This window comes from Nocardioides sp. Z24_21 (genome assembly GCF_058134345.1).
Genome location: NZ_JBYTTH010000001.1, coordinates 589,403 through 611,628, shown reverse-complemented (window position 1 = coordinate 611,628; position 22,226 = coordinate 589,403). Strand labels below are relative to the sequence as shown.

Here is a 22,226-nt window from a genome sequence, read left to right as displayed (position 1 = left end):
ACGCCACCGCAGGAGTGCCGCCCATGACCTACCCGAAGGTGTCGCACACCGATGCGACCACGGTCCCCAGCAGCCCGCGCTTCCCGGACATCGAGGAGGCGGTGCTCGCCTACTGGGAGTCCGACGACACCTTCCGGGCGAGCGTCGAGCAGCGCGAGGCCGGCGAGGACGGCGCCAACGAGTTCGTCTTCTACGACGGACCGCCCTTCGCCAACGGCCTGCCCCACTACGGCCACCTGCTGACGGGCTACGTCAAGGACCTGATCCCGCGCTACCAGACGATGCGCGGGCGCAAGGTGGAGCGCCGCTTCGGCTGGGACACCCACGGCCTTCCCGCCGAGCTCGAGGCGATGCGCCTCAACGGCATCAAGACCACCGACGAGATCGCCGAGCTGGGCATCGAGAAGTTCAACGAGGCCTGCCGCGCGTCGGTGATGAAGTACACCGGCGAGTGGCGCGACTACGTCACCCGCCAGGCGCGCTGGGTCGACTTCGACCACGACTACCGCACGATGAACCCCGACTACATGGAGTCGGTGATCTGGGCCTTCAAGCAGCTCCACGACAAGGGCCTGGTCTACGAGGGGTTCCGCGTCCTGCCCTACTGCTGGCAGGACGAGACGCCGCTGTCCAACCACGAGCTGCGCATGGACGACGACGTCTACCAGATGCGCCAGGACCCGGCCGTCACCGTCGGCTACGACGTCACCACCGACGGGCCGTTCAAGGGCGTCAAGGTGCTCGTCTGGACGACCACGCCGTGGACCCTGCCGGCCAACCTCGCCGTCATGGTCGGCGAGGACATCGACTACGTCGTCGTCACCTCCGACGGCCCCACCGGCAGCCCCGAGCGCTACCTGCTCGCCGAGGCCCGGCTGGCGTCGTACGCTCGCGAGCTGGCCCCTCGTGATGGGCAGAGCGACCCGGAGGTCACCTGGCGCGGCACGGGCGCCGACCTCGTCGGCCTCGAGTACGCCCCGCCGTTCTCTTACTACGCGGGCCACGAGCACGCCTTCCGCCTCGTGCCCGCCGAGTTCGTCACCACCACCGACGGCACCGGGCTGGTGCACACCGCCGGCGCCTTCGGTGAGGACGACAAGGTCGTCACCGACCGCGAGGGCATCGAGGCGGTGATGCCGGTCGGCAAGGACGGCCGCTTCACGTTCCCCGTCACCGACTACGAGGGCATGCAGGTCTTCGACGCCAACCTGCAGATCATCGACCACCTCAAGGCGGCGACGAGGGGCGAGCCCGCGGGCTCGGTCACGCCCGGCACCGTCCTGGTGCGCCGCGAGACCTACGACCACTCCTACCCGCACTGCTGGCGCTGCCGGCAGCCGCTGATCTACAAGGGCGTCTCGTCGTGGTTCGTCGAGGTGACCAAGGTCAAGGAGCGCCTGATGGCGCTCAACCAGGACATCCGCTGGGTGCCCGAGCACATCAAGGACGGCCAGTTCGGCAAGTGGCTGGAGAACGCCCGCGACTGGTCGATCACCCGCAACCGCTTCTGGGGCAGCCCGGTGCCGGTGTGGAAGTCCGACGACGAGCACTACCCCCGCATCGACGTCTACGGGTCCTTCGAGGAGATCGAGCGCGACTTCGGCACGCTGCCGCGCGACAAGGACGGCAACCCCGACCTGCACCGGCCCTACGTCGACGAGCTGACGCGGCCCAACCCCGACGACCCGACCGGCCGGTCGACGATGCGGCGCGTCACCGACGTGCTCGACGTGTGGTTCGACTCCGGCTCGATGTCGTTCGCGCAGGTGCACTACCCGTTCGAGAACAAGGACTGGTTCGAGCACCACTTCCCGGGCGACTTCATCGTCGAGTACATCGGGCAGACGCGCGGCTGGTTCTACACGATGCACGTCCTCGCCGGCGCGATCTTCGACCGGCCGGCGTTCTCGACCTGCCTGAGCCACGGCATCGTGCTGGGCAACGACGGCCAGAAGATGTCGAAGTCCCTGCGCAACTACCCCGACGTGCGCGAGGTCTTCGACCGCGACGGCGCCGACGCGATGCGCTGGTTCCTCATGTCGAGCCCGATCCTGCGCGGCGGCAACCTGATCGTCACCGAGCAGGGCATCCGCGACTCGGTGCGGCAGGTGCTGATCCCGCTGTGGAACAGCTGGTCGTTCTTCAGCCTCTACGCCAACGCCGCCGGCGGCGACGAGGGGCACGACGCGACCTGGCGCACCGACAGCGCGCACCCGATGGACCGCTACATCCTGGCCAAGCTGCGCGACTACGTGTCCGCGATGACCGACCAGCTCGACGACTACGAGGTGGCGGCGGCGTGCGACTCCACGCGCGGCTTCCTCGACGTGCTGACCAACTGGTACATCCGCCGTTCGCGCGAGCGCTTCTGGGACGAGGACGCCGACGCCTTCGACACCCTCTACACCGTGCTCGAGGTCGTCTGCCGGGTCACGGCGCCGCTCATGCCGCTGACGACCGAGGAGGTCTGGCGTGGCCTGACCGGCGAGCGGTCGGTGCACCTCACCGACTGGCCGGCCGCCGAGAGCCTGCCCGCCGACGACGCGCTCGTGGCCTCGATGGACACCGTCCGCGACGTCTGCTCGGCCGGCTCGGCGCTGCGCAAGGCCGCCAACCTGCGCAACCGGCTCCCGCTCGCCCGGCTGACCGTGGTCACCGAGACCGACCTGGCCGGCTTCGAGCAGCTGGTCGCCGACGAGCTCAACCTCAAGGCGGTCGACGTGCTGGCGGCTGACGCGCCCGAGGCGGCGTCGTACGGCGTCTCGCAGCGGCTCACGGTCAACGCCCGCGCAGCCGGGCCGCGACTCGGCAAGGACGTCCAGCTCGCGATCAAGGGCTCGAAGTCCGGTGACTGGTCGGTCGCCGACGACGGCACCGTCACGTCCGGTGGCCTGGCGCTGGTGGAGGGGGAGTACGCCCTCGAGACGGTGGCCGGCACGTCGGACGACGACCGCGCGATCGGCATGCTGCCGCGCGGCGGCTTCGTCGTCCTCGACACCGCGGTGACGCCCGAGCTCGAGGCCGAGGGCACCGCCCGCGACCTGGTGCGCGCCGTCCAGCAGGCCCGCAAGGACGCCGGCCTGCAGGTGAGCGACCGGATCGGCGTGACGATCAGCGGCCCCGAGGCCACCCTTGCCGCGGCCCGGACCCACGAGGGACTCATCGCCGAGGAGACCCTGGCCACGTCGGTGTCCTACGCGGACGCAGCGGAGGTGGGCGTACAGGTCGCTCGGGTGTGAACCACCGGTTGCGGGGAAAGAGGGGAGCCGGCGCGCACACGCGCCTGCACTGACGGGGGAGAAGCTGCATGGATGGACCGACCGATGTCGACTCGCTTGCCGAGGCGCTGCGCCAGGACGGCGTGGTCGTCGACCGGGTGATGGGATCGGGGGCGGCGCAGGAGTCGCACGACCGCATCGCGGCACTGGTGCGGGAGACGCCGTTCCCGGTCTACGTCGCGCTCGTGGAGCAGCCGAAGGGTCTGCCGGACGACGCCATCGATGCGACCGAGGCGCTCGCCGGCCTGCTCAACCGCCGCCTCGGCGACGGCCTCTACGTCCTCGACACCACGGAGGGCATCCAGCAGGTCTTCGCCTACGGCCTGGACACCAATCCCTCCCGCCTGAGCCTCGGTGCCGGGCGCAACGACGACGCGCTCGACGAGGCGATGCAGGAGGTGGGCGGCTACCGGATCGGCACCGAGGACTACCTCTACCCGCCGGCGGTCGCCGAGGCGGAGGCGCAGGTGCTGGCCGCCGAGGACCTGGTGGAGATGGCCCGCGAGCCGTCCGGTGACGACTACCCGGTGACCCTGGAAGAGACCGAGGTCGAGGACCTGGCGCGCTACGCGGTGCGGGTCGCGGCCACCGCGGACTGGCGCCCCACGTCCGAGGAGTACGTCTCGGTCCGCACGGCGGCGTCGGGCCTCTCCGCGCTCGTCGGAGGTCTCGGGGGACTGGTCGTGGCGCTGCTCGTGGGCCAGTCACTGCGGGGGTGGCCGCGTCGGGGCGCCCCGCGTCGCGCCGTCGCGCCGACGGCGGAGAAGGCGGCGACGTACGCCGTGGCGCCCCCGGACCTCGAGGACGAGCGCAAGCGCGCCGTGCGCCTCGCCGACGCGCTGACGCGGTCGCTGGAGAAGACCGACTGGGAGACCCTGCGCGACCGCGACGTGGCGGCCCGCGCCCTCACGGCGCGCGACGCCGTCGAGCCGCTGCTGGCCTCCGGAGACATCGGCGACGTGATCGGCGCCCGCACGATCGCCCAGATGGGCGCGCACGACCTCGGACGGGGCCGCCGCGGGAGCGGCGCGGCGCTGGTGCCGTGCTTCTTCGACCCGCGCCACCCCGACGGCACCGCCACCGCCTCGTGGCGCCTGGGCGACGGCACGGTCGAGGTGCCGTGCTGTCCCGCGTGCGCCACCGCGGTGGGCCAGGGCGCGACGCCCCGTCACCTCCGCCTGCCCCACCGGCTGCCGCACCGTCGCGGCACCGTGCCCTACTGGGAGCGCGACGACGTGTGGGCGCGCACCGGCTTCGGCGCCATCACCGACGACCTGGCCGGCGACGTGCTCGCCGAGCGAGTGGGTGAGCCGTGATCCGGCGCTTCGGTTGGGCGATCGGCGCGCTCGTGGGCGTCGTCGCAGGCACCGCCCTGGGGCTCTGGACGCAGTCGTGGCAGGAGTCCCGGGAGGAGGACGACATCGCGCTGCGCGCAGAGGTCTTCGGCCGCCAGGACGTCGTGCCCGGACCGGTGGACACCGTCCAGGAGCTGCTGCGCCAGGACAGCCGGGTGGCCGTCGACCCGATGCTCAGCGGCCGCATCCCGCCGGACGACCTGGCCGAGGCCGAGGCGGTGCTGGCCGGCTCGCGGGTGCCGGCCAGGATCGCCTACCTGCCCTATCCCGACACCAACGACGTCGGCTACACCGCGTCGGGCGTGGGGCCGCAGTGGTGGACGGCCGTCGGTGAGGAGGGCCACTACGTCGTGCTGTGGGACACCGGCAGCACCGACCCCGGCGCCGTCGGGCTCGAGGAGCACTACGTCGAGTCCCGCACCAAGGGCCAGCCCGGCCCGGCCCTCGTGCGGCTCGCCGAGGAGATGGCCACCTGGGAGGCCCAGCCCCTCCCGACCGAGCCCGCCCCGCCGAGCGACTTCGACTACTGGGGGGGCCTGTGGGGCGGCCTCGGCGCGGCCGTCCTGTTCGGTGCGTTCGGCGTGCTGCCCGCGTTCGGCGTGCTGCGCTGGTGGGTCGGGACCCGACGACGGAAGGTTGGGTGAGGACATGAGCAGCGAGCAGATCAGTGACGCCACGATCGCCGAGATCGAGCAGGAGCTCGCCGGTGACGGGGTCTGGATCGACCCCGCGTTCGCCCGCAGCCACGACATCTCCGCCGCCGACGAGGCACGCATCGAGGATGCTGTCGCCACGGCGCAGGACAGCAACCTCAAGGTCGTCCTCATCGAGGTCGACATCGAGGACGAGCGCTTCCAGGGCAGCTTCACCAGCCTGAGCGCCTGGCTGCAGGACAGCGCCGCCGAGCCCGACGCGACCTACGTCGGGTGGGAGGAGTGGAGCGAGCCCAGCCTCAGCCTGCAGGAGTTCGGCGACCAGCCCGAGGCGATCTATGTCGCCAACGTGGCCAACCACGAGCACCCCGACGCGGTGGTCGACCAGGTCGTGCGCGTCGCCGAGCTCCTCGACGACGGCAACGCCGAGGACCTCTGGCACGAGGTCCCCTCCGACGAGAGGTACTCCTGGACCGCCGACGAGGGCCTGCAGACCTCGGAGGTCGTCGTCGGCATCGGCGTGCTCGCCGCGCTGGTCGCCGTCGTGCGCGCGCTGGTGGTCTGGCGCAGGCGTCGCCGCCTGCGCCCGTCGGGGTTCACCCTCCCCGCCACCGTCCTGCACACGGTCCGCTCCGCGGAGGACCGGCGCCTGCGCCAGCAGGCCGAGGCCGAGGTGCTGGCGCTGGGCGAGGCCATCGGGCGCGGCGACTCCGGCGGCACCGCCGCCGCGCTCGAGGCCTGGCAGCAGGCGCTCGACCACTACGCCGCCGCCCGCTCGATCCTGGCGCAGGACGCCGCGCCCGCCGACGTCGTGGGTGCCCTCGTGCTCGCGCGCCGCGGCGAGGACGCCCGGGCGAGCGCGGAGGAGCGCGGATCCACCGCGTGGGAGCCGCCGGTGCACTGCTGGTTCAACCCGCTGCACACCGGGCCCACGGCGGAGGTCGTGTGGCGCGACGACGACCGCGCGGTCGACGTGCCCGCCTGCGCGGCCTGCGCCGGCGACGTCCGGGCCGGCCGCGAGCCCGACGACGTCCTCGACTTCATCCAGGGCGACCGCACCGTGCACTACTTCCGGCTCGACCTCGGCGCGTGGAGCCGCACCGGCTACGGCGCGCTCGAGCACGACCTGCTCGGCGCCCTGCGGGAGCCGGACAGGCGTTCGCCCAGGCGCGGACGAGGCGGGCGCGACCTCGCGCAGCGGTGACGTGCGCGCACCGCACCGGACGAGGGGTCCGGCTGGTTGAATCGACCCATGCCCCACCTCGATCTCTCCGCCGACGTCGTCACCCTGACCCGGCAGCTCGTCGACATCCCCTCCGTCAGCCACGAGGAGCAGGAGATCGCCGACGCCGTCGAGGCGGCGCTGACCGCGCTGCCGCACCTCACGGTGACCCGCCGCGGCCACACGGTCGTGGCCCGCACCGACCTCGGCCGCGACGAGCGCGTCGTCCTCGCCGGGCACCTCGACACCGTGCCGCGCAACGACAACCTGCCCGGTCGCCTCGAGGACGGGATCCTCCACGGCCTCGGCAGCTGCGACATGAAGGGGGGCGACGCGGTGATGCTCAAGCTGGCCGCCGACCTCACCGAGCCCAACCGCGACCTGACGTTCATCTTCTACGAGGCCGAGGAGGTCGACTCGGTGCACAACGGGCTGCGCAAGCTCACCGAGAGCGACCCCGACCTCGTGCAGGGTGACTTCGCGATCCTCATGGAGCCCAGCAACGCCGCGGTCGAGGCCGGCTGCCAGGGCACCATGCGCGTCGACCTGCGCACCACCGGCGAGCGGGCGCACAGCGCGCGCAGCTGGAAGGGCGTCAACGCGATCCACCTCGTCGCCCCGGTGCTCGCCCGGCTCGACGCCTACGTCGCGCGCCAGCCCGTGATCGACGGCCTGACCTACCACGAGGGCCTCAACGCCACCGGCATCCGCGGTGGCGTGGCCGGCAACGTGGTCCCGGACGAGTGCGTCGTCGAGATCAACTTCCGCTTCGCCCCCGACCGCAGCGAGGCCGACGCCGAGGCGTTCGTCCGCGACTACTTCGAGGGCTACGACCTCACCGTCACCGACATGGCCGCGGGCGCGATGCCCGGCCTCGACCGTCCCGCGGCGCGGGCCTTCGTCGACGCGGTGGGAGGCGACGTCGCCCCCAAGTTCGGCTGGACCGACGTCGCCCAGTTCACCAGGCTCGGTGTCCCGGCCGTCAACTTCGGCCCCGGCGACCCGATGTTCGCCCACAAGCAGGACGAGCACGTCCCCGCCGAGCACGTCGAGCGGTGCGAGCGCATCCTCAAGGAGTGGCTGGCATGAGCGAGCGCACCGACCTGCCCGGCGATCGCCAGGGGGGCCGCATGGCGGGCCCGGTGATCGAGCGGCGCGGCCAGGTCCACGAGGGCAGCACCACCGACCAGCGCCTCCTCGACTCCCGTGGCCCGACCGACTGGGTGCACACCGACCCGTGGCGGGTGCTGCGGATCCAGGCGGAGTTCGTCGAGGGCTTCGGCGCGCTCGCCGAGCTCGGCCCGGCCATCGCGGTGTTCGGCTCCGCCCGGACCGCGGTCGACGCCCCGGCGTACGCCGTCGGCGAGGAGGTCGGCCGGCGGCTCGTCGAGGCCGGCTTCGCCGTCGTCACCGGCGGCGGTCCCGGCGCGATGGAGGCGGCCAACAAGGGTGCGTGCGAGGCCGGCGGGGTCAGCGTCGGGCTGGGCATCGAGCTGCCCTTCGAGTCCGGGCTCAACCAATGGGTCGACAAGGGCATCAACTTCCGCTACTTCTTCGCCCGCAAGACCATGTTCGTCAAGTACTCCCAGGGCTTCGTCGTGCTGCCCGGCGGCGTGGGCACCCTCGACGAGCTCTTCGAGGCGCTGACCCTGGTCCAGACCCGCAAGGTCACCTCGTTCCCCATCGTGCTCATCGGCACGTCCTACTGGTCCGGCCTGGTCGACTGGCTGCGCGAGACGGTGCTCGCCGAGGGCAAGATCAACGCCGCCGACCTCGACATGATGGTGGTCACCGACGACGTCGACGAGGCGGTCGAGCTGATGGTCGCCGCGCGGGCGGATCGCTGGCCCACCCCGGCTCCGGAGCGGCCCGAATGATGATGTGGTTCTTCGCCGTCCTCATCGTCCTCGCCATGGGCGGGGTCGCGGTGATCGCCTCGGGCCGCGGCGGCTCGATGCCCCCGGCCTACGACGACCGTCCCGACCTCGACCTGCCCGAGGGGCGCCCCATCGGGGCCGACGACCTGCGCAGGGTGCGGTTCCCGCTCGCGCTGCGCGGCTACCGGATGTCCGAGGTCGACGCCCTGCTGGCCCGCCTGGCCACCGAGATGGAGGAGCGGCGGCGCCGCGAGCCGGGCCCGGGACCCTCGTCTGGCGAGCCGCTGAGCGACTAGGGCAGACTCCCGCGTCATGTCGTTCCCGATCGTCGTCTGGATCCTCACGGCCCTGGCGGCCGTGGCGATCGTGCTGACCCGGCTCCGCCTCCGCGGCGAGAGCGCGGCGGGCCGGCTGTCCATCAGCAGGCGGGTCCCCTGGGTGCACTTCGGGTCGGGCGTCGTGGCACTCGTCCTCTGGCTGGGCGTGCTCGTCGCGCCGGAGGACTCGCCCGTCGGCGGACCACTGGTCGGGATCCTCGCGATCGCCTGCTGGTGGGTGACCGCCATCTGCGGTCTCCTCATCCTCGCTCGCTGGCTGCCTGCCAGGGGACGTCATGCCCCGGCGGCGGCCGGCGACTCGTGGAGCGACGGGCCGGGACTCTCGCTGCTTGCCCACCTCGGCATGGTGGTCGGCGTGCTGGTCTTCACCTACGCCTATCTCACCGCGGCGGTCTGAGGCTCACCGTCCCCGGAAGACCGGCTTCTGCTTGGACATGAAGGCGTCGACGGCGGCGAGGTGGTCGTCGGTGCCCCCGGTGAGCGCCATCTTCTCGGCCTCGAAGGCCAGCGACTCCTCCAGCGGGTGGGCGGCGGCGTGGACGACCGCCTGGCGGATCGACCCGAGGGCGACGGTCGGGCCCGCGGCGAGCCGGGCGGCCAGCTCGCCCACGGCCTGCGGAAGCTCCTCCGCGCTGACGACCTGGGTGGCCAGCCCGAGCTCGAGCGCCTCCTGCGCCGTCACGGTGCGCGGGAAGTAGAGAAGCTCCATCGCCTTGGCCCGCCCGACGAGGCGGGGCAGCGTCCAGCTCGCCCCGGTGTCGCAGGAGAGCGCGACGCCCGCGAAGGAGGTGTTGAACCCGGCCGTGTCGACGACGATCCGGAAGTCGGCGGCGAAGGCCAGGCTGGCGCCGGCGCCCGCCGCGACGCCGTTGACCGCGGCGATCACCGGCTTCGGCATCGTCGCCAGGGCGAGCACGATCGGGTTGTAGTGCATCGTCACGGTCTCCGACAGGGGCACCTCTGCCTCGCCCTTGAGGCCGGCGAGGTGCTCCTTGAGGTCCTGTCCCACGCAGAAGGCCCGGCCGCTGCCGGTCAGCACCACGCACCGCACCTCCGGGTCCGTGGCGACGCGGTGGACGGTGTCGCGCAGCAGCTCCTTGGTCGCGACGTCGAGCCCGTTCATCGCCTCGGGCCGGTTGAGCGTGATCGTCGCGACGGCGTCCTCGACGTGGAGCAGCACGGGGTCGGGATCGGCGGCGGCGTCGGCGGCGGGGTCGGCGGCGGGGTCGGGTCGGGAGGTCGTCATGGGCGAAGTCTGCCCGACGTGGAGGAGGTGTTGCGGCCCTGTGGTGCCGATCACGCGCGTCATGAGGGATAATGGGCGCCGTACGACGCCGATCGGGGCGGCCAGCACGCTCAGCCGCCTCGATTCGCATGTGAAGAGCCGCATCCAGTGATGGCTGAACAAGGAAGAGGTGCGCCGATGGCCGCCATGAAGCCCCGCACGGGCGACGGACCGCTCGAGGTCACCAAGGAGGGACGCGGCATCGTGATGCGCGTCCCGCTCGAGGGCGGTGGCCGGCTGGTGGTCGAGCTCAACGCCGAGGAGGCCGCGGCTCTCGGAGACGCCCTCAAGGACGTCGTCGGCTGATCGTGCCCATCACCGCACTGCCGACCCAGGTCTCGCCCCCCGAGTTCGCCCTCAGCCCCGCGCTGCCGCACCAGATCGGCGGCGCGGAGGTGTGGGCGTTCCCGGTGCTCCCCGGCGACGACGACGCCCCGCTGCTGGGCCCCGGCGCCGACGAGGCCGCGCAGGTCCTCGGCGTCGACCTCCTCGCCGCGCTCGAGTCCTCGCGGGCCACGGGTCGCACGGGCGAGGTGACGACGGTCCCCGTCGCCGCTCCGCCCGACCTCGAGGGGGCGACCGACAGCCTCGGCACGGTGCTGCTCGTGGGTGTCGGCGAGGCCACGGCGACCGACCTCCGCCGCGCCGGCGCCGCGCTGGCCCGCGCGACCAAGGACCGCTCCAGCGTGATCACCTCGCTGCCGGCGATCGCACCTGCCGACGGCCTCGGCGACCTCGTCGTCGGCGCCATGCTGGCCTCGTTCGCCTTCCACTGGCGCTCGACCGGGCCCAAGGAGCGGCCGGTCGCCCGGATCGTGCTGGCCGGCGTGAGCGACGACGGCGCCGACGAGGCGCTCGCCCGGGCGCTCGCCCTCGGTGGCGCCGGCTGGCGCTCGCGCGTGCTGGCGACCGTCCCGTCCAACCTCAAGACACCCGCCTGGCTGGCCGACCAGGCCGTCGCGGTGGGTGCGGCCGCGGGCCTCGACGTGGAGGTCTGGGACGACGCCCGTCTGGAGGCGGAGGGCTTCGGCGGCATCCGTGCCGTCGGCGGCGGGTCGGTCAACGAGCCGCGGCTCATCCGGATGGACTACACCCCGCGCGGTGCCACCAAGCGGGTGCCCACCGTCGTGCTGGTCGGCAAGGGCATCACCTTCGACTCCGGCGGCCTCGACATCAAGCCCAGCGAGGGCATGCTGACCATGAAGCGCGACATGAGCGGCGGCGGAGCGGTGATCGCGACGATGGCCGCCCTCGCCGACGTCGACTGCCCGGTCCGCGTCGTCGGCCTGGTGCCGGCGGCCGAGAACTCCGTCAGCGGCTCCGCGATGCGCCCCGGCGACGTCATCACCCACTACGGCGGGCGCACCTCGGAGGTCAACAACACCGACGCCGAGGGCCGCCTCGTGCTGGCCGACGCGATGGCCTACGCCGTCAGCGAGCTCGACCCGGCGGTGCTGGTCGACATCGCCACGCTGACCGGCGCGATGAAGGTCTCGCTGGGCCAGTGGACCGGCGGCTACTTCGCCAACCACGAGGGACTCGCCAAGCACGTCGCGGCCGCCGCGGCCGCCTCCGGTGAGAACGCCTGGCGGATGCCCCTGGTCGCCGACTACGAGGACAAGGTCAACTCCGACATCGCCGACGGCGACAACGCCGCGGGTGGCGCCGGTGCGATCACGGCCGCGCTCTTCCTGCAGCACTTCGCCGGCGACGTGCCCTGGGCCCACATCGACTTCGCCTCGGCCGCCGAGTCACCGGTCGACCGCCACGAGTGGACCGCCGGCCCCAGCGGCTGGGGGCCGCGGCTGCTGCTGTCCTGGCTGGGCTCCGACGACCCCCTCGCCGGCATCGCCTGATGCTCGGACTCACCGTGCGGTGGTCGCTGGCCGGCGCGCCGGAGGGCGTCGAGGACCGGCTGGCGGCCTACGTCGCCGAGACCTCCCACGCGCGGTTCACCGGCATGGACGGCCTGCGCTTCAAGACCTGGCGCCAGGTGCCGGGGGAGTGGTTCGAGGGCTGCTACGTCTTCGCCAGCAGCCAGGCGCGCGAGGACTTCCAGCGCGCCTTCGTGGCCGGCGCCGCCGAGGCGCCGGGCTCGCAGATCGTCGGCAGCCCGCCGGTGCTGGTCGAGGCGTGCGACGTCGTCGCCGTCGCCGAGGGCTGGGACGGCTTCACCGCCGCCGCGCGCCTCTGACATCTCGTCGAGTGGGCGCGTCCTGACCGCCAGATCCCGTCGAGTCGGCGCGTCCTGACCGCCAGATCCCGTCGAGTCGGCGCGTCCTGACCACGCTCGCCCCCGGCAGCGCTCAGGTCTCGGGGGCCCACTCCTTCTTGGCGGCCAGCAGGCCGTCACCGACGGGCAGCAGCACCGGCACCAGGGCCTCGTGCTCGAGGACCGCCCGGCCGAGGTCGCGGATCGTCACCGTCTCCTCGTCGCGCTGGGCGGGGTCGGCGACCCGGTCGTGCCACAGGGCGTTGTCGAACGCCACGATCCCCCCGGGGCGGAGCAGGCGCAGCGCCTCCTTGAGGTAGGCGGCGTACTCGCGCTTGTCGCCGTCGCAGAACACCAGGTCGTAGTGGCCGTCGGTGAGGCGGGGCAGCACGTCGAGACCCGCGCCGGCGATGGTGCGGGCCCGGTTGCCCGGGATCCCGGCCTCGGTGAAGGTCTCCTTGGCCAGGCGTTGGTGCTCGGCCTCGATGTCGACCGTGGTGAGCACGCCGTCGGCGCGCATGCCGCGCAGCAGCCACAGCCCCGAGACGCCGGTGCCGGTGCCGATCTCGACCACGGCCCGCGCGTCGAGCACGGAGGCGAGGAAGCGCAGCGCGGCCCCGACGCCGGCGCCGACGGGGGCCACGCCCACCTCCTCCGCGCGGCTGCGAGCGGCGGCGAGGACCTCGTCCTCGGCCACGAACGACTCGGCGTAGGACCAGCTCGCGGACTTGATCGGCGGGGTGTGGGTCGGCACCCGCCGACCCTATCGCGCGGTCGTCGGCGGGCGTGGCCGGGAACACATGCGGCCCTCCGGTCGTTGGACGCTGTGATCCGACGGGCCGCTCAGGTTTCTTGGCCGGAGCGCATGTGGCTCACAGGGAACTCTCAGTCGGCATGCCTAGCGTCAGGGAAGGACAGCGAACCGGTGCAGCTGCGGTCGAGAAGGACGAACAAGGGAGCCCTCGTGGGTGATCACGTCGACGCCACACCCGACGTCGACGCGGTCGACGTACCCACCTGGGACGAGGTCGTGGAGCAGCACTCCGACCGCGTCTTCCGCCTCGCCTACCGCCTCACCGGCAACCGGCCCGACGCCGAGGACCTCACCCAGGAGGTCTTCGTCCGGGTCTTCCGGTCGCTCGACGGCTACACCCCCGGCACGTTCGAGGGGTGGCTCCACCGCATCACCACCAACCTGTTCCTCGACGGGGCGCGCCGCAAGCAGCGCATCCGCTTCGACGCGCTCTCCGACGAGCGCGCCGCGCGCCTGACCAGCACCGCGCCCGCGCCGGAGCTGGCGGTGGCCGACCGGACGTTCGACGACGACATCGAGACCGCGCTCGCCACGCTGCCCCCCGACTTCCGCGCCGCCGTGGTGCTCTGCGACGTCGAGGGCCTCAGCTATGAGGAGATCGCGGAGATCATGGACGCCAAGCTCGGCACCGTACGCTCGCGCATCCACCGCGGTCGCACCATGCTCCGCAAGGCCCTGGCGCACCGCGAGCCGGCCGCGGGCCGCTCGCGCTACTCGGGGCCGCTCGGCGCCCAGCCGCGGGTGTCGTGATGAGCCACCTCGGATCGCGGGTCAGCGCCCTCCTCGACGGCCGACTCACGGCAGAGGAGGAGGAGCGCTGCTGGGACCACGTCCACGTCTGCCATGCCTGCCGTGACCTCGTCGAGCAGGAGGGGTGGGTCAAGACCCAGCTCGCCCAGCTGTCGTTCGGGCCCGGGCAGACCTCGCACGACTTCAAGTCCGCCCTGGTGGGCCGCTGCTCCGCGCTCGAGCCGGGCCCGGGCCTCGGCGTGGGCGCCGCGCCGTTCCCCACCTCCCGGCCGCGCCCGCGCCGCGCCCTCGTCGCGATCGGCGGTGGTGCGGCGGGCGCCTGCGTCGTGGGCGTGCTCGCCCTCGGCGTCGCCGGCGGTCCCCGCGTCGAGCCGCGTCCGCCGGTCACCGACCTGAGCCGCCCCACCGGCCCGGTGAGCCCGGCCGCCATGGTCGACGACCGCGCCACCCGCGGTCCGGCCACGCCCTCCCGGACGCCCCTGGCCGAGCGCCTCGTGGCGATCCGGGAGAAGATCGTCCCGTGAACGACGAGCACAGGCCCGACGAGCGGGACCACGACGACCAGGTCCCGGCCGAGCAGGCGCGCGCCCGGCACCCCGAGCCCGCGGCTCCCGACCCCGACGAGATGGCTGCGACCGACGAGGAGCCGACCCAGCCGCTGGCCGGCTGGCGGTCGCGGGAGCCCGAGCCCGAGCCCGCACGCGGAGGCGACCAGCTCGCGCCGAGCGCGCCGGCCGCCCAGGCCGCCCACCCGGAGGGACGGCCCTACGGCGCCGACCCGACCCCCGAGCCGACCCCCGAGTCGACCGGCGAGCCGGTTGCCGGCCAGGCATCGGACGAGTCCTCCGGCGACGCGATGCTCGGCGGCCCGCCGCCGCACCACACGCCCTTCGGTGAGCCCGCGTTGCCGCGGCACGCCCAGGGCCACGACCCGGCGGCCCCCACGGTGCCCTTCCCGAGCGGCTGGGGCCAGCAGCCCGCGCAGCCGGGCCAGCCCTACGTCGGCCCCGGGCCGCAGCCGCGTCCGTACGCCGGCCCCTCGGCCGTCGCCCGCAGGATCCCGCTGTGGGTGTGGCCTGCGGTCGCCTCGCTGGCGCTGGTGGTCGGGATCCTCGGCGGCCTCGCCGGTGCCGCGATCCAGGACGAGCTGTCGTCCCGGCCCGGCACGAACGACAACGGGCTGAGCGGGGTCCGCACCCAGACCGCCGCGCCGCTGGAGGCCGAGAACGGCTCGGTCGCCGCCGTGGCCCAGGCGCTGCTTCCCAGCACCGTGCAGATCGTCGCGGAGCTCGACGGGGAGGCCGGCGGCGCCACCGGCTCCGGCTTCGTCCTCGACCGCGAGGGCCACGTCGTGACCAACAACCACGTCGTCGCCTCAGCCGCCGAGGACGACGGCACCATCGTCGTCATCGACACCAACGGCGAACGCCTCGACGCGACCGTCGTCGGCCGCAGCTCGGTCTACGACCTCGCGGTGCTGCTCGTCGAGGCCGCCGACACCCTCGAGCCGGCGGCGCTGGGCGCCTCGCAGGTGCTGCGCGTCGGCGACCCCGTGGTCGCCTTCGGCGCGCCCCTGGGCCTGAGCCAGACGGTGACGTCGGGCATCGTCAGCGCCCTCAACCGACCGGTGACGACGGGACAGTCGGAGGACGACTCGTCCTACATCAACGCCGTGCAGACCGACGCCGCGATCAACCCGGGCAACTCCGGCGGCCCGCTCGTCAACCTGACCGGCGAGGTGGTCGGCGTCAACTCCGCCATCGCCACGACCGGCGGCCTGTCGCGCGAGTCGGGCAACATCGGCGTGGGCTTCGCGATCCCGATCGAGCAGGTCCGCACGACCGTCGACCAGATCCTGCGCACCGGCCGCGCGGAGTACCCCGTCATCGGCGCCCAGGTGCGCACCGGCGGCGAGTCGCAGTCGAACGGCGCCACCATCACCGAGGTCATGCCTGACACGCCCGCCGCGCGCGCGGGTCTGGAGAAGGACGACGTGATCGTCGCGGTCGACGACCAGCCCGTGAGCGACGGCATCGCGCTGATCGTGGCGATCCGCACCCACCGGCCCGGCGAGACGGTCGAGATGTCGGTGGTCCGCGGCGACGAGGAGCGGGTCGTCGAGGTCGAGCTCGACGGGAAGGTCGGCTGACGCAGCCCGGGCCCGGCCCCGTCAGCGCCCCAGCCCAGCACCTAGCGCCCCAGCCCAGCACCTGGGGATGTGCTCGAAGCGCACCGGCCGATGAGCCGAGCTCGCGCAACCCCTGCGCGCGCCGACTCCCTCGAGGCCTTGGAGGTCCTGCGGTTCCCGCCGAGCCCCACATGAGCGCACAGGAGTACGCCACCTGGTCACAGGCCGCCGCCAACGGCGAGGACCCGGCGGTCGCCCATCCGCGAGACGGCCGGCGAAGACTCCCGGCAAACGCCCGGCGCGACTCATCATCACGATGCCCCCACAGGAGGGGAAGTCCACGAGAGTCACGACAGGACTTTGGGCTCTGGGTCCGGCCCCGCACCGAAGCCCAGCACCCGTGGGCTCCATCCGCGTCCGCTGGGCGCCGTGTCGCTTCGGCCGTCCTTGGCCACCCGTACCGCCGTGCGCCAGGCACCGCTGTCATCATCGCCGGACTCGAAGGGGTACGGGAGCTGGAGGCATTCCCACAGGGTGAGGCTGACCCAGACGAGGGGCTGACCGGGACGCACCTTGTAGACAGGCAGGAAGTCCTGATCCTCTCGGCAGTAGACCCGGGTCCCGGGGCCGTCCCAGCCGCCGCCGATCCGGAACTGCTGGTCGACGCGAAGGCGGCGGGGGTGCCTCGGTCCGGGCGTTCTCAAGCGCACGTCGAAGCGGCCCTCGGGCTCGGCGTCCCCGTCGACGTCGAACCAGATCGTGAGGTGGTGCCCGGGTCGGAACCCGCCGGGCACCGCGACGCGCACGGACTGAGTTTCCGACATCTTGGGGGCGCCTGCCACCACGACTCGCGAGATGTCCACGGACGGGCTCGAGGTCCGGCTGTCGTGGACGGTGACCTGCCCAGGCAGGGCGACCTCGGCCGCGGGCGCCGGCGGGAGCGCGACCACGGCGAGCAGCAGCGCCGTGACAGCGGTGAGAGGCAGACGCGAGGACACGCGGCGAGGCAGCATCGATCGACGCTAGCACCGCCCGAGGGGCTTGGCGAGGCCCTGTCGCTACCGCGCCCGGTCAGCCGGGCGGTGGTGTCGTCGGCCCACTCGCACCGCCGCGCAGCGGTCTGATCACGACACGCCGCAGCCCCTTCACTCAGTCGGTGTCGGCCTCGACGTCGACGAAGGGGTGCTGGTCGACGAACGTGCGGGTCTCGTCGTACATGCGCTGGATGAACTCCTCGAGCTGCGCCCGCTCGACGCGCCACTGGCCGCGTCCGCCGATCTTGATCGCGGGGAGCTCGCCGCGGCGGACCAGCGCGTAGACCTGCGCTCCGGAGGTGTTGAGCACCTCGGCGACGTCGGCGAGCGTCAGGAAGCGGGGGTCGTCGGCCATGGGACCATCGTGCCACCGCACGTCCGGCGCCCGGCGCCGCCCGGCCGTGGGCTGTGGAGAGCCAGGTGTGAAGTCCGCCCCCCGGGGCAATGATGGCGTCGTGCCTCGGACCACGTCTCGGACCACCTCCCGCAGCATCAGCCGCCACGGCCCACTCGCCACCACGCCGGCGGGTGACGGGGCGGGCGTGGTGCCGGCGGCCATCCGCGCCACCACGCCGGGGTGGCGCGATCCCCGGCTCTGGATCGGGGTCGTGCTCGTGACGGGCTCGGTGGTGGCCGGCGCGCGGCTGCTCTCCGGGGCCGACGACATGACCCCGGTGTGGTCGGCCTCGGCCGACCTGGTGGCGGGGCAGACGCTGACCGCCGACGACCTCGAGGCGACGCTGGTGCGCTTCGACGACTCCGCCGACCACGCCCGCTACCTCGCCGTGGACGACGAGCTGCCCGCGGCGCTGACCCTGACCCGGGCGCTGACGGCCGGGGAGCTGGTGCCCGCCTCGGCGCTGGGGGAGGAGGCGGCGGGCGACACGGTGTCGCTCTCGATCGCGGTCGCGGCCGAGCACGTGCCCACCGGCCTGGTCCGGGGGTCGCGGGTCGACGTCTGGGTGGTGCCCGAGCCCGGCCTGGCGCAGCGGCGTTCCGGGCCGCCCGCGGAGCTGGTGCTGGCCGACGTGGTGGTCCTCGACGCGCCCGTGGTGTCCGACGCGTTCGCCTCCGCGACCGCCCGCCAGCTGGTGCTGGCGGTGCCCGAGGCCGACGACGAGGCCCTCGGCACGGTGCTGGCGGCCGTCGGCGACGACCGGCTCCGCGTGGTCGGCCGGGGCTGATCGCCGTGATCTGCGTGCTGCTGCTCGCAGCGGGCGAGCCGTGGGAGTCGCCGGCGCTGGCCGACCTCGAGGCCCATCCGGGGGTGGTCGTGCTGAAGCGCTGCGTCGACGTCGACGACCTGCTCGCGGCCGTCGCCAGCGGGCAGGCCGACGTCGCCGTGGTCTCGCTCGACGCCCCGGGGCTCGACCCGGCGAGCATCGCGCACCTGCACCGCCACGCGGTGCGCCCCGTCGCCGTCACCTCGGCCCTCCCGGAGGACCTCGACGCGCGTGAGCACGCCGGACGCCTGGGCATCAGCGCGCTCGTCGGCCGTGGCGAGCTGGCGACCCTGCCGCGGGTCGTCACCACGCTCGACGACGTCGACACCCGGGCCGGGCACGAGGGCGCGCCCGTGCCCGACCCGCCCGACGCCGAGCCCGGTGCCGCCCCCGTCTGGGGCCGGGTCGTGGCGGTGTGGGGTCCGGCCGGCGCTCCGGGCCGAACGACGGTCGCGACCAGCCTGGCGTCCGAGGTGGCCCGTCGTGGCGTGCCCGTCGTGCTCGCCGACCTCGACCCCTACGGCGGCGCCGTGGCGCAGCAGCTGGGGATCCTCGACGAGGTCTCCGGGCTCCTCTCCGCCTCCCGGCTCGCGGCCGCCGGCCAGCTCGACGAGCGGTTCGCGTCGGTGTGCCGGGGCGTCGGCGAGCACCTCGCGGTGGTCACCGGGCTGCCACGCGCCGACCGGTGGCGCGAGGTCAGGGGGGCTCAGGTCGACCGGCTGCTCCAGCGTGCCCGCGCCCACGGGGACGTCGTGGTCGACACCGGGTTCAGCCTCGAGGACGAGGCCGGCTCCGACCTGAGCGGACGGCCGGGGCGCAACGCACTGACCCTGGCGGCGCTGGAGCAGGCCGACGAGGTCGTGGTCGTGGGATCGGCCGATCCGGTCGGCCTGACCCGGCTCGCTCGGGCGCTGGTCGATCTGCGCGAGCGTGGGGCGCCCACGCCGGTGCGCGTGGTCGTCAACCGCATGCGCTCCTCGATCGGGTGGTCGGAGAAGGAGATCGCCGGCATGGTCGAGGGCTTCAGCAGGGTCGCGGGCCTGCACTTCCTCCCCGACGACCGCGCCGGGCTCGACCGCGCGCTGGTCAGCGGCCGTGCGGTCGTCGACCTCGGCGACTCGGCGCTGGCCCAGGGCGTCGGTGCGTTGGCCGACGCGGTGTTCCCCGAGCACGCGGTCCCCGGCGACCGGACCACCGGCGACCGCTCGGGCCCCCGTCGCTGGCCTTTCCGGCGAGCCCGCGGGCCGGGGCGCGGCAGACGGGCGGCGGCGGCCGGATGAGGCGTCCCAGGTGGGCCAAGACTCTGTAAAAGATCAAGATTTGACCTATTTTGTTCGTATGCCACCTCAACTGCGACTCACCATCCTCACGAGCCTGGTCGTCGTCCTGGCGGCCGGCCCGGCCTGGTCGGCCAAGCTCACCATGGGCACCACCAGCGACGACGTCATCCGCGGCAAGAACCGCGCCGATCGGATCATGTCGCTCGGTGGCGCGGACAAGGTGAAGGGCCGCGGCGGGCACGACACCATCTTCGCCGGCAAGGGCCACGACACCGTGACCGGTGACGACGGCAACGACTGGATCACCCTGCAGCCCGGCGACGACTGGGGTGCCGGCGGGCTCGGCGACGACTCGATCGACGGCGGGCAGGGCGACGACGAGATCTACGGCGGCGAGGGCAACGACAAGCTCACCGCCGGGCCCGGCAACGACGTGGTCCACGGCGAGGCGGGCAACGACCTCGTCGGCGGCGGCCCCGGCGACGACCGCCTCCACGGCGGCGACGGCATCGACAAGCACATCGGCAACGACGGCAACGACTGGATCGACGCCGGCCCCGGCGACGACGGCGCGATCCAGGGGGGCCCCGGCGACGACGTGCTGATCGACGGCGCGGGCGACGACGTCAAGATCAAGGGCGACGAGGGCGACGACGTCGTCTTCCTCGGCCCCGGCGCCGACAAGGTGTTCACCGAGCAGGGCAACGACACGATCTACGTCCTGCCCGACGGCCAGCGCGACAAGATCCACTGCGACGACCCGACGCAGGGCGACAACGGCGACGCCGACCGGGTGGTCTTCGTCGGCTGGCGCGACCCGGCCGACGTGATCGACTACCGCGGGTCGTGCGAGATCGTCACGGTCACCGACGTCCTGCCCGAGGGCTGGCCCTACGGGCCGGTGCCGCCGCAGCGGGCCGTCATGCCGCGAACAGCAGGTACAGACCTCCCACGGTGAAGCAGACCATCGCTGCCAGCAACGGCAGCTGACCGGTCAGCTGGTGCCGCGGCGGCAGCAGCTTGATCGCGCGATCGTGGGCCGCCACCACGCCGACGACGTGGCCGAGCGCGACCGCGAGCACCTTGGTGACTGCGAGGAACGTCGGGTGCGACGAGAGCCAGTAGTCGACCTGAAGGTCGGCCGTGCCGAGGTAGTTGTCGCCGCGGCTGAAGGGATCGCTCAGCTGGATCAGCGTCTGCTGGCCGTACTCGACGAAGTAGGTCAGGTAGTGGGCCACGATGTAGCCCACGATGATGGGCACCACGGAGTGCGCGAACAGGTCGGGCAGGGCCCGCCGGGGCGTGTCGCTGGTGACCCCCGTGGCCATCGTCGCGATCGTCAGGACGAGGGCGACCCCGGCGGAGAACGCGATGAGCGCCAGCGTGTCGGGCCACACCCGCGAGCCCGACAGCGACTGCACGAGCTGGAGCCAGGGCGTCGACTCGCGGAAGGAGTCGAAGGCGGTGCTGCCGAAGAGCACGCCGACCACGGCGACCAGGCCCGGCCGGGGCACCACAGTGTCGAGGTTGGCGAGCGGGCTGCGCAGCACCAGCACGCCGTCGCGGCGTCCCCAGATCGACAGCTTGGCGACCAGCGAGGAGTAGACCTCGAAGGGGTCGGCACGCTCGAGGAACGTGGTGCCCCACAGCGCCGAGCCGATGAACATGATGCCGAGGTAGGCCGCGCACCACAGCCGGGCGGGGCCCACGTCGGTCGAGTAGGGGTAGACCAGCTCGAGCCAGACGAAGGCGAAGAGCCCGGCGGCCGCCGGCCAGTAGCCGAGCCGGGCGGGATAGGCGTAGAGCCCCTGACCCTCGGGCACGCCGGACACCTTCGCGAAGGCCATGCTGATGGTCCGCGCCGGGCTGACCGCCTTGAAGACCGGGCCGAGGAGCAGCGACGCCGGCACGATGCCCACCCACAGCAGCACGTAGAAGGTGCCCAGGAACGGGTTGATCAGGGAGTCCTGGCCGAACACCGCCGCGGCGGCGACGTAGAGGAAGAACGCCATGCCCAGCACGCGGGCGGTCACCGCCAGCGCACGCGAGGACACCAGTCGGTCGAGCCATGCCGGCGCCGGCCGGCCGCTGGTGGCGGCGTCGTAGCGCGGCTCGCGCCAGGCCACCGCGAGCACGGTGAAGGAGACGACGAGTGCGGCGACGGCGCCGGCGATCGCCAGCTCGGAGGGGATCGGCAGGTCCTTGGCGCCGCCCAGGCCGTGCGCCGAGATCGCTCCGCCCACGCCGGAGGCCCCCGCGCTCACCGGACTTCGAGCTGGAGCAGGACGATGTCCGGGTCGTGGCTCTCGACCTCGACCACGCCGGGCCGGTCGATGGTGATCTCGTGCTCCGAGGTGCCCTCGTCGTAGGAGATCTCCTGCTCGGGGGTGCTGTGGACGTGCAGCTCACCAGGCTCGTCGGAGTCGATCGTCAGGACCAGGGTCTGGCCCACCGCCAGCTCGACGCGCTCCCCGTTGGGGGTGAAGGTGTCGCCCTCCCGCGTCACCGACACGGTCGCGGAGCCCGACTCCGAGGACCCCGACGAGGAGGACGGGGAGGACGAGGAGGACGACGGGGACGAGGACCCGGACGGCGACGAGGTGTCGTCGTCGCCGCACGCGGTGAGCGAGACGGCCAGGACGAGCACGACAGGGGTGAGGCGCGCGAGGACGCGACCGGACACGGACATCTCCTTCGGCGGGGTGAGGGACGGGCAGCGGCCGGCGCGGACGCCGGCTCGCAGCCTCTGTCAGAATCCCATGCGGGACAAGATCATC

At 73.3% G+C, this 22,226-nt stretch carries 23 protein-coding genes; 17 read left to right on the top strand and 6 right to left on the bottom strand.

Features of this window, described 5'->3' with window-relative positions; all coding sequences use genetic code 11:
- Nucleotides 1-23 precede the first annotated feature (23 nt).
- From ileS to AC3X7Z_RS02940, 8 genes are all read left to right on the top strand, one after another.
- Complete coding sequence (ileS, locus tag AC3X7Z_RS02975) at nt 24-3,239, top strand: isoleucine--tRNA ligase (protein WP_489974950.1); 3,216 nt, start codon at nt 24-26, stop codon at nt 3,237-3,239.
- 68 nt (nt 3,240-3,307) lie between these two features.
- Nucleotides 3,308-4,594 carry a hypothetical protein gene (locus AC3X7Z_RS02970; RefSeq protein ID WP_489974949.1) on the top strand — a complete coding sequence of 429 codons (1,287 nt, stop codon included), beginning with the start codon at nt 3,308-3,310 and terminating at the stop codon, nt 4,592-4,594.
- Nucleotides 4,591-5,277, top strand: coding sequence for a hypothetical protein (locus tag AC3X7Z_RS02965; RefSeq protein WP_489974948.1), 687 nt, complete (start codon nt 4,591-4,593; stop codon nt 5,275-5,277). Before AC3X7Z_RS02970 ends, AC3X7Z_RS02965 begins: the two co-directional genes overlap by 4 nt.
- A gap of 4 nt (nt 5,278-5,281) precedes the next feature.
- Nucleotides 5,282-6,490: a hypothetical protein gene (locus AC3X7Z_RS02960; protein ID WP_489974947.1), complete on the top strand. Its 1,209-nt coding sequence runs from the start codon at nt 5,282-5,284 to the stop codon at nt 6,488-6,490.
- Nucleotides 6,491-6,538: 48 nt separating this feature from the next.
- Complete coding sequence (dapE, locus tag AC3X7Z_RS02955) at nt 6,539-7,597, top strand: succinyl-diaminopimelate desuccinylase (RefSeq protein ID WP_489974946.1); 1,059 nt, start codon at nt 6,539-6,541, stop codon at nt 7,595-7,597.
- Nucleotides 7,594-8,385: an LOG family protein gene (locus AC3X7Z_RS02950; RefSeq protein ID WP_186340602.1), complete on the top strand. Its 792-nt coding sequence runs from the start codon at nt 7,594-7,596 to the stop codon at nt 8,383-8,385. Before dapE ends, AC3X7Z_RS02950 begins: the two co-directional genes overlap by 4 nt.
- Entirely contained in the window at nt 8,382-8,681 is a 300-nt protein-coding gene (locus AC3X7Z_RS02945; protein WP_241005178.1) for a DivIVA domain-containing protein, read from the top strand. Before AC3X7Z_RS02950 ends, AC3X7Z_RS02945 begins: the two co-directional genes overlap by 4 nt.
- A gap of 16 nt (nt 8,682-8,697) precedes the next feature.
- Complete coding sequence (locus AC3X7Z_RS02940) at nt 8,698-9,120, top strand: hypothetical protein (RefSeq protein WP_186340603.1); 423 nt, start codon at nt 8,698-8,700, stop codon at nt 9,118-9,120.
- Nucleotides 9,121-9,123: 3 nt separating this feature from the next.
- Here the strand turns inward: AC3X7Z_RS02940 and AC3X7Z_RS02935 are convergent, their stop codons facing one another.
- Nucleotides 9,124-9,969: an enoyl-CoA hydratase/isomerase family protein gene (locus tag AC3X7Z_RS02935; RefSeq protein ID WP_489974945.1), complete on the bottom strand. Its 846-nt coding sequence runs from the start codon at nt 9,967-9,969 to the stop codon at nt 9,124-9,126.
- 177 nt (nt 9,970-10,146) lie between these two features.
- Between AC3X7Z_RS02935 and AC3X7Z_RS02930 the strand changes: the two genes are divergently transcribed.
- Genes AC3X7Z_RS02930 through AC3X7Z_RS02920 form a run of 3 tightly spaced genes read left to right on the top strand, consistent with a single transcriptional unit; the run spans nt 10,147 to nt 12,202 of the window.
- Nucleotides 10,147-10,314: a DUF3117 domain-containing protein gene (locus AC3X7Z_RS02930; RefSeq protein WP_121138412.1), complete on the top strand. Its 168-nt coding sequence runs from the start codon at nt 10,147-10,149 to the stop codon at nt 10,312-10,314.
- 2 nt (nt 10,315-10,316) lie between these two features.
- On the top strand, nt 10,317-11,864 hold the full coding sequence (locus AC3X7Z_RS02925; protein ID WP_489974944.1) for a leucyl aminopeptidase family protein: 1,548 nt from the start codon (nt 10,317-10,319) through the stop codon (nt 11,862-11,864).
- A complete protein-coding gene (locus tag AC3X7Z_RS02920) occupies nt 11,864-12,202 on the top strand; it encodes a hypothetical protein (RefSeq protein ID WP_489974943.1) in 339 nt (112 codons plus the stop codon). The genes AC3X7Z_RS02925 and AC3X7Z_RS02920 overlap by 1 nt, the downstream gene beginning before the upstream one ends.
- 112 nt (nt 12,203-12,314) lie before the next feature.
- Here AC3X7Z_RS02920 and AC3X7Z_RS02915 read toward each other — a convergent pair whose 3' ends face one another.
- Nucleotides 12,315-12,974 (bottom strand): O-methyltransferase, encoded by a 660-nt coding sequence (locus tag AC3X7Z_RS02915; RefSeq protein ID WP_489974942.1) that lies wholly within the window; start codon nt 12,972-12,974, stop codon nt 12,315-12,317.
- 210 nt (nt 12,975-13,184) lie between these two features.
- On the opposite strand from AC3X7Z_RS02915, the gene sigE reads away from it, so the two are divergent.
- From sigE to AC3X7Z_RS02900, 3 genes are read left to right on the top strand one after another with little or no spacing between them, the layout of a single operon-like run.
- Nucleotides 13,185-13,784, top strand: a complete 600-nt coding sequence (gene sigE, locus AC3X7Z_RS02910; protein ID WP_241005176.1) for an RNA polymerase sigma factor SigE — start codon at nt 13,185-13,187, stop codon at nt 13,782-13,784.
- The gene (locus AC3X7Z_RS02905; protein WP_489974941.1) at nt 13,784-14,308 is read left to right on the top strand and encodes an anti-sigma factor; all 525 of its coding nucleotides are present in this window, start codon (nt 13,784-13,786) and stop codon (nt 14,306-14,308) included. The genes sigE and AC3X7Z_RS02905 overlap by 1 nt, the downstream gene beginning before the upstream one ends.
- Nucleotides 14,305-15,933 (top strand): S1C family serine protease, encoded by a 1,629-nt coding sequence (locus AC3X7Z_RS02900; RefSeq protein WP_489974940.1) that lies wholly within the window; start codon nt 14,305-14,307, stop codon nt 15,931-15,933. The genes AC3X7Z_RS02905 and AC3X7Z_RS02900 overlap by 4 nt, the downstream gene beginning before the upstream one ends.
- Nucleotides 15,934-16,259: 326 nt before the next feature.
- On the opposite strand, the gene AC3X7Z_RS02895 is transcribed toward AC3X7Z_RS02900, so the two are convergent.
- On the bottom strand, nt 16,260-16,925 hold the full coding sequence (locus AC3X7Z_RS02895) for a hypothetical protein (protein WP_186340610.1): 666 nt from the start codon (nt 16,923-16,925) through the stop codon (nt 16,260-16,262).
- Between the two features lie 136 nt (nt 16,926-17,061).
- Nucleotides 17,062-17,301 (bottom strand): helix-turn-helix domain-containing protein, encoded by a 240-nt coding sequence (locus AC3X7Z_RS02890; RefSeq protein ID WP_186340611.1) that lies wholly within the window; start codon nt 17,299-17,301, stop codon nt 17,062-17,064.
- 100 nt (nt 17,302-17,401) lie between these two features.
- On the opposite strand from AC3X7Z_RS02890, the gene AC3X7Z_RS02885 reads away from it, so the two are divergent.
- Genes AC3X7Z_RS02885 through AC3X7Z_RS02875 form a run of 3 tightly spaced genes read left to right on the top strand, consistent with a single transcriptional unit; the run spans nt 17,402 to nt 20,407 of the window.
- Nucleotides 17,402-18,130 (top strand): CpaB family protein, encoded by a 729-nt coding sequence (locus tag AC3X7Z_RS02885; RefSeq protein WP_489974939.1) that lies wholly within the window; start codon nt 17,402-17,404, stop codon nt 18,128-18,130.
- Nucleotides 18,131-18,135: 5 nt separating this feature from the next.
- Entirely contained in the window at nt 18,136-19,449 is a 1,314-nt protein-coding gene (locus tag AC3X7Z_RS02880; protein WP_489974938.1) for a CpaE/TadZ family protein, read from the top strand.
- Nucleotides 19,450-19,507: 58 nt separating this feature from the next.
- The gene (locus AC3X7Z_RS02875; RefSeq protein ID WP_489974937.1) at nt 19,508-20,407 is read left to right on the top strand and encodes a calcium-binding protein; all 900 of its coding nucleotides are present in this window, start codon (nt 19,508-19,510) and stop codon (nt 20,405-20,407) included.
- On the opposite strand, the gene AC3X7Z_RS02870 is transcribed toward AC3X7Z_RS02875, so the two are convergent.
- A complete protein-coding gene (locus tag AC3X7Z_RS02870; protein ID WP_489974936.1) occupies nt 20,370-21,713 on the bottom strand; it encodes a hypothetical protein in 1,344 nt (447 codons plus the stop codon). The genes AC3X7Z_RS02875 and AC3X7Z_RS02870 overlap by 38 nt on opposite strands.
- Nucleotides 21,710-22,132: a hypothetical protein gene (locus tag AC3X7Z_RS02865; protein WP_241005174.1), complete on the bottom strand. Its 423-nt coding sequence runs from the start codon at nt 22,130-22,132 to the stop codon at nt 21,710-21,712. The genes AC3X7Z_RS02870 and AC3X7Z_RS02865 overlap by 4 nt, the downstream gene beginning before the upstream one ends.
- Nucleotides 22,133-22,226: the final 94 nt, after the last annotated feature.

Excerpts from the sequence above, each read along its gene's own strand:
- ileS (WP_489974950.1), top strand. The coding sequence starts at position 24 with ATGACCTACCCGAAGGTGTCGCACACCGATGCGACCACGGTCCCCAGC.
- AC3X7Z_RS02970 (WP_489974949.1), top strand. The coding sequence starts at position 3,308 with ATGGATGGACCGACCGATGTCGACTCGCTTGCCGAGGCGCTGCGCCAG.
- AC3X7Z_RS02960 (WP_489974947.1), top strand. The coding sequence starts at position 5,282 with ATGAGCAGCGAGCAGATCAGTGACGCCACGATCGCCGAGATCGAGCAG.
- dapE (WP_489974946.1), top strand. The coding sequence starts at position 6,539 with ATGCCCCACCTCGATCTCTCCGCCGACGTCGTCACCCTGACCCGGCAG.
- AC3X7Z_RS02950 (WP_186340602.1), top strand. The coding sequence starts at position 7,594 with ATGAGCGAGCGCACCGACCTGCCCGGCGATCGCCAGGGGGGCCGCATG.
- AC3X7Z_RS02945 (WP_241005178.1), top strand. The coding sequence starts at position 8,382 with ATGATGATGTGGTTCTTCGCCGTCCTCATCGTCCTCGCCATGGGCGGG.
- AC3X7Z_RS02940 (WP_186340603.1), top strand. The coding sequence starts at position 8,698 with ATGTCGTTCCCGATCGTCGTCTGGATCCTCACGGCCCTGGCGGCCGTG.
- AC3X7Z_RS02935 (WP_489974945.1), bottom strand. The coding sequence starts at position 9,969 with ATGACGACCTCCCGACCCGACCCCGCCGCCGACCCCGCCGCCGACGCC.
- AC3X7Z_RS02930 (WP_121138412.1), top strand. The coding sequence starts at position 10,147 with ATGGCCGCCATGAAGCCCCGCACGGGCGACGGACCGCTCGAGGTCACC.
- AC3X7Z_RS02920 (WP_489974943.1), top strand. The coding sequence starts at position 11,864 with ATGCTCGGACTCACCGTGCGGTGGTCGCTGGCCGGCGCGCCGGAGGGC.
- AC3X7Z_RS02905 (WP_489974941.1), top strand. The coding sequence starts at position 13,784 with ATGAGCCACCTCGGATCGCGGGTCAGCGCCCTCCTCGACGGCCGACTC.
- AC3X7Z_RS02895 (WP_186340610.1), bottom strand. The coding sequence starts at position 16,925 with ATGCTGCCTCGCCGCGTGTCCTCGCGTCTGCCTCTCACCGCTGTCACG.
- AC3X7Z_RS02890 (WP_186340611.1), bottom strand. The coding sequence starts at position 17,301 with ATGGCCGACGACCCCCGCTTCCTGACGCTCGCCGACGTCGCCGAGGTG.
- AC3X7Z_RS02875 (WP_489974937.1), top strand. The coding sequence starts at position 19,508 with ATGCCACCTCAACTGCGACTCACCATCCTCACGAGCCTGGTCGTCGTC.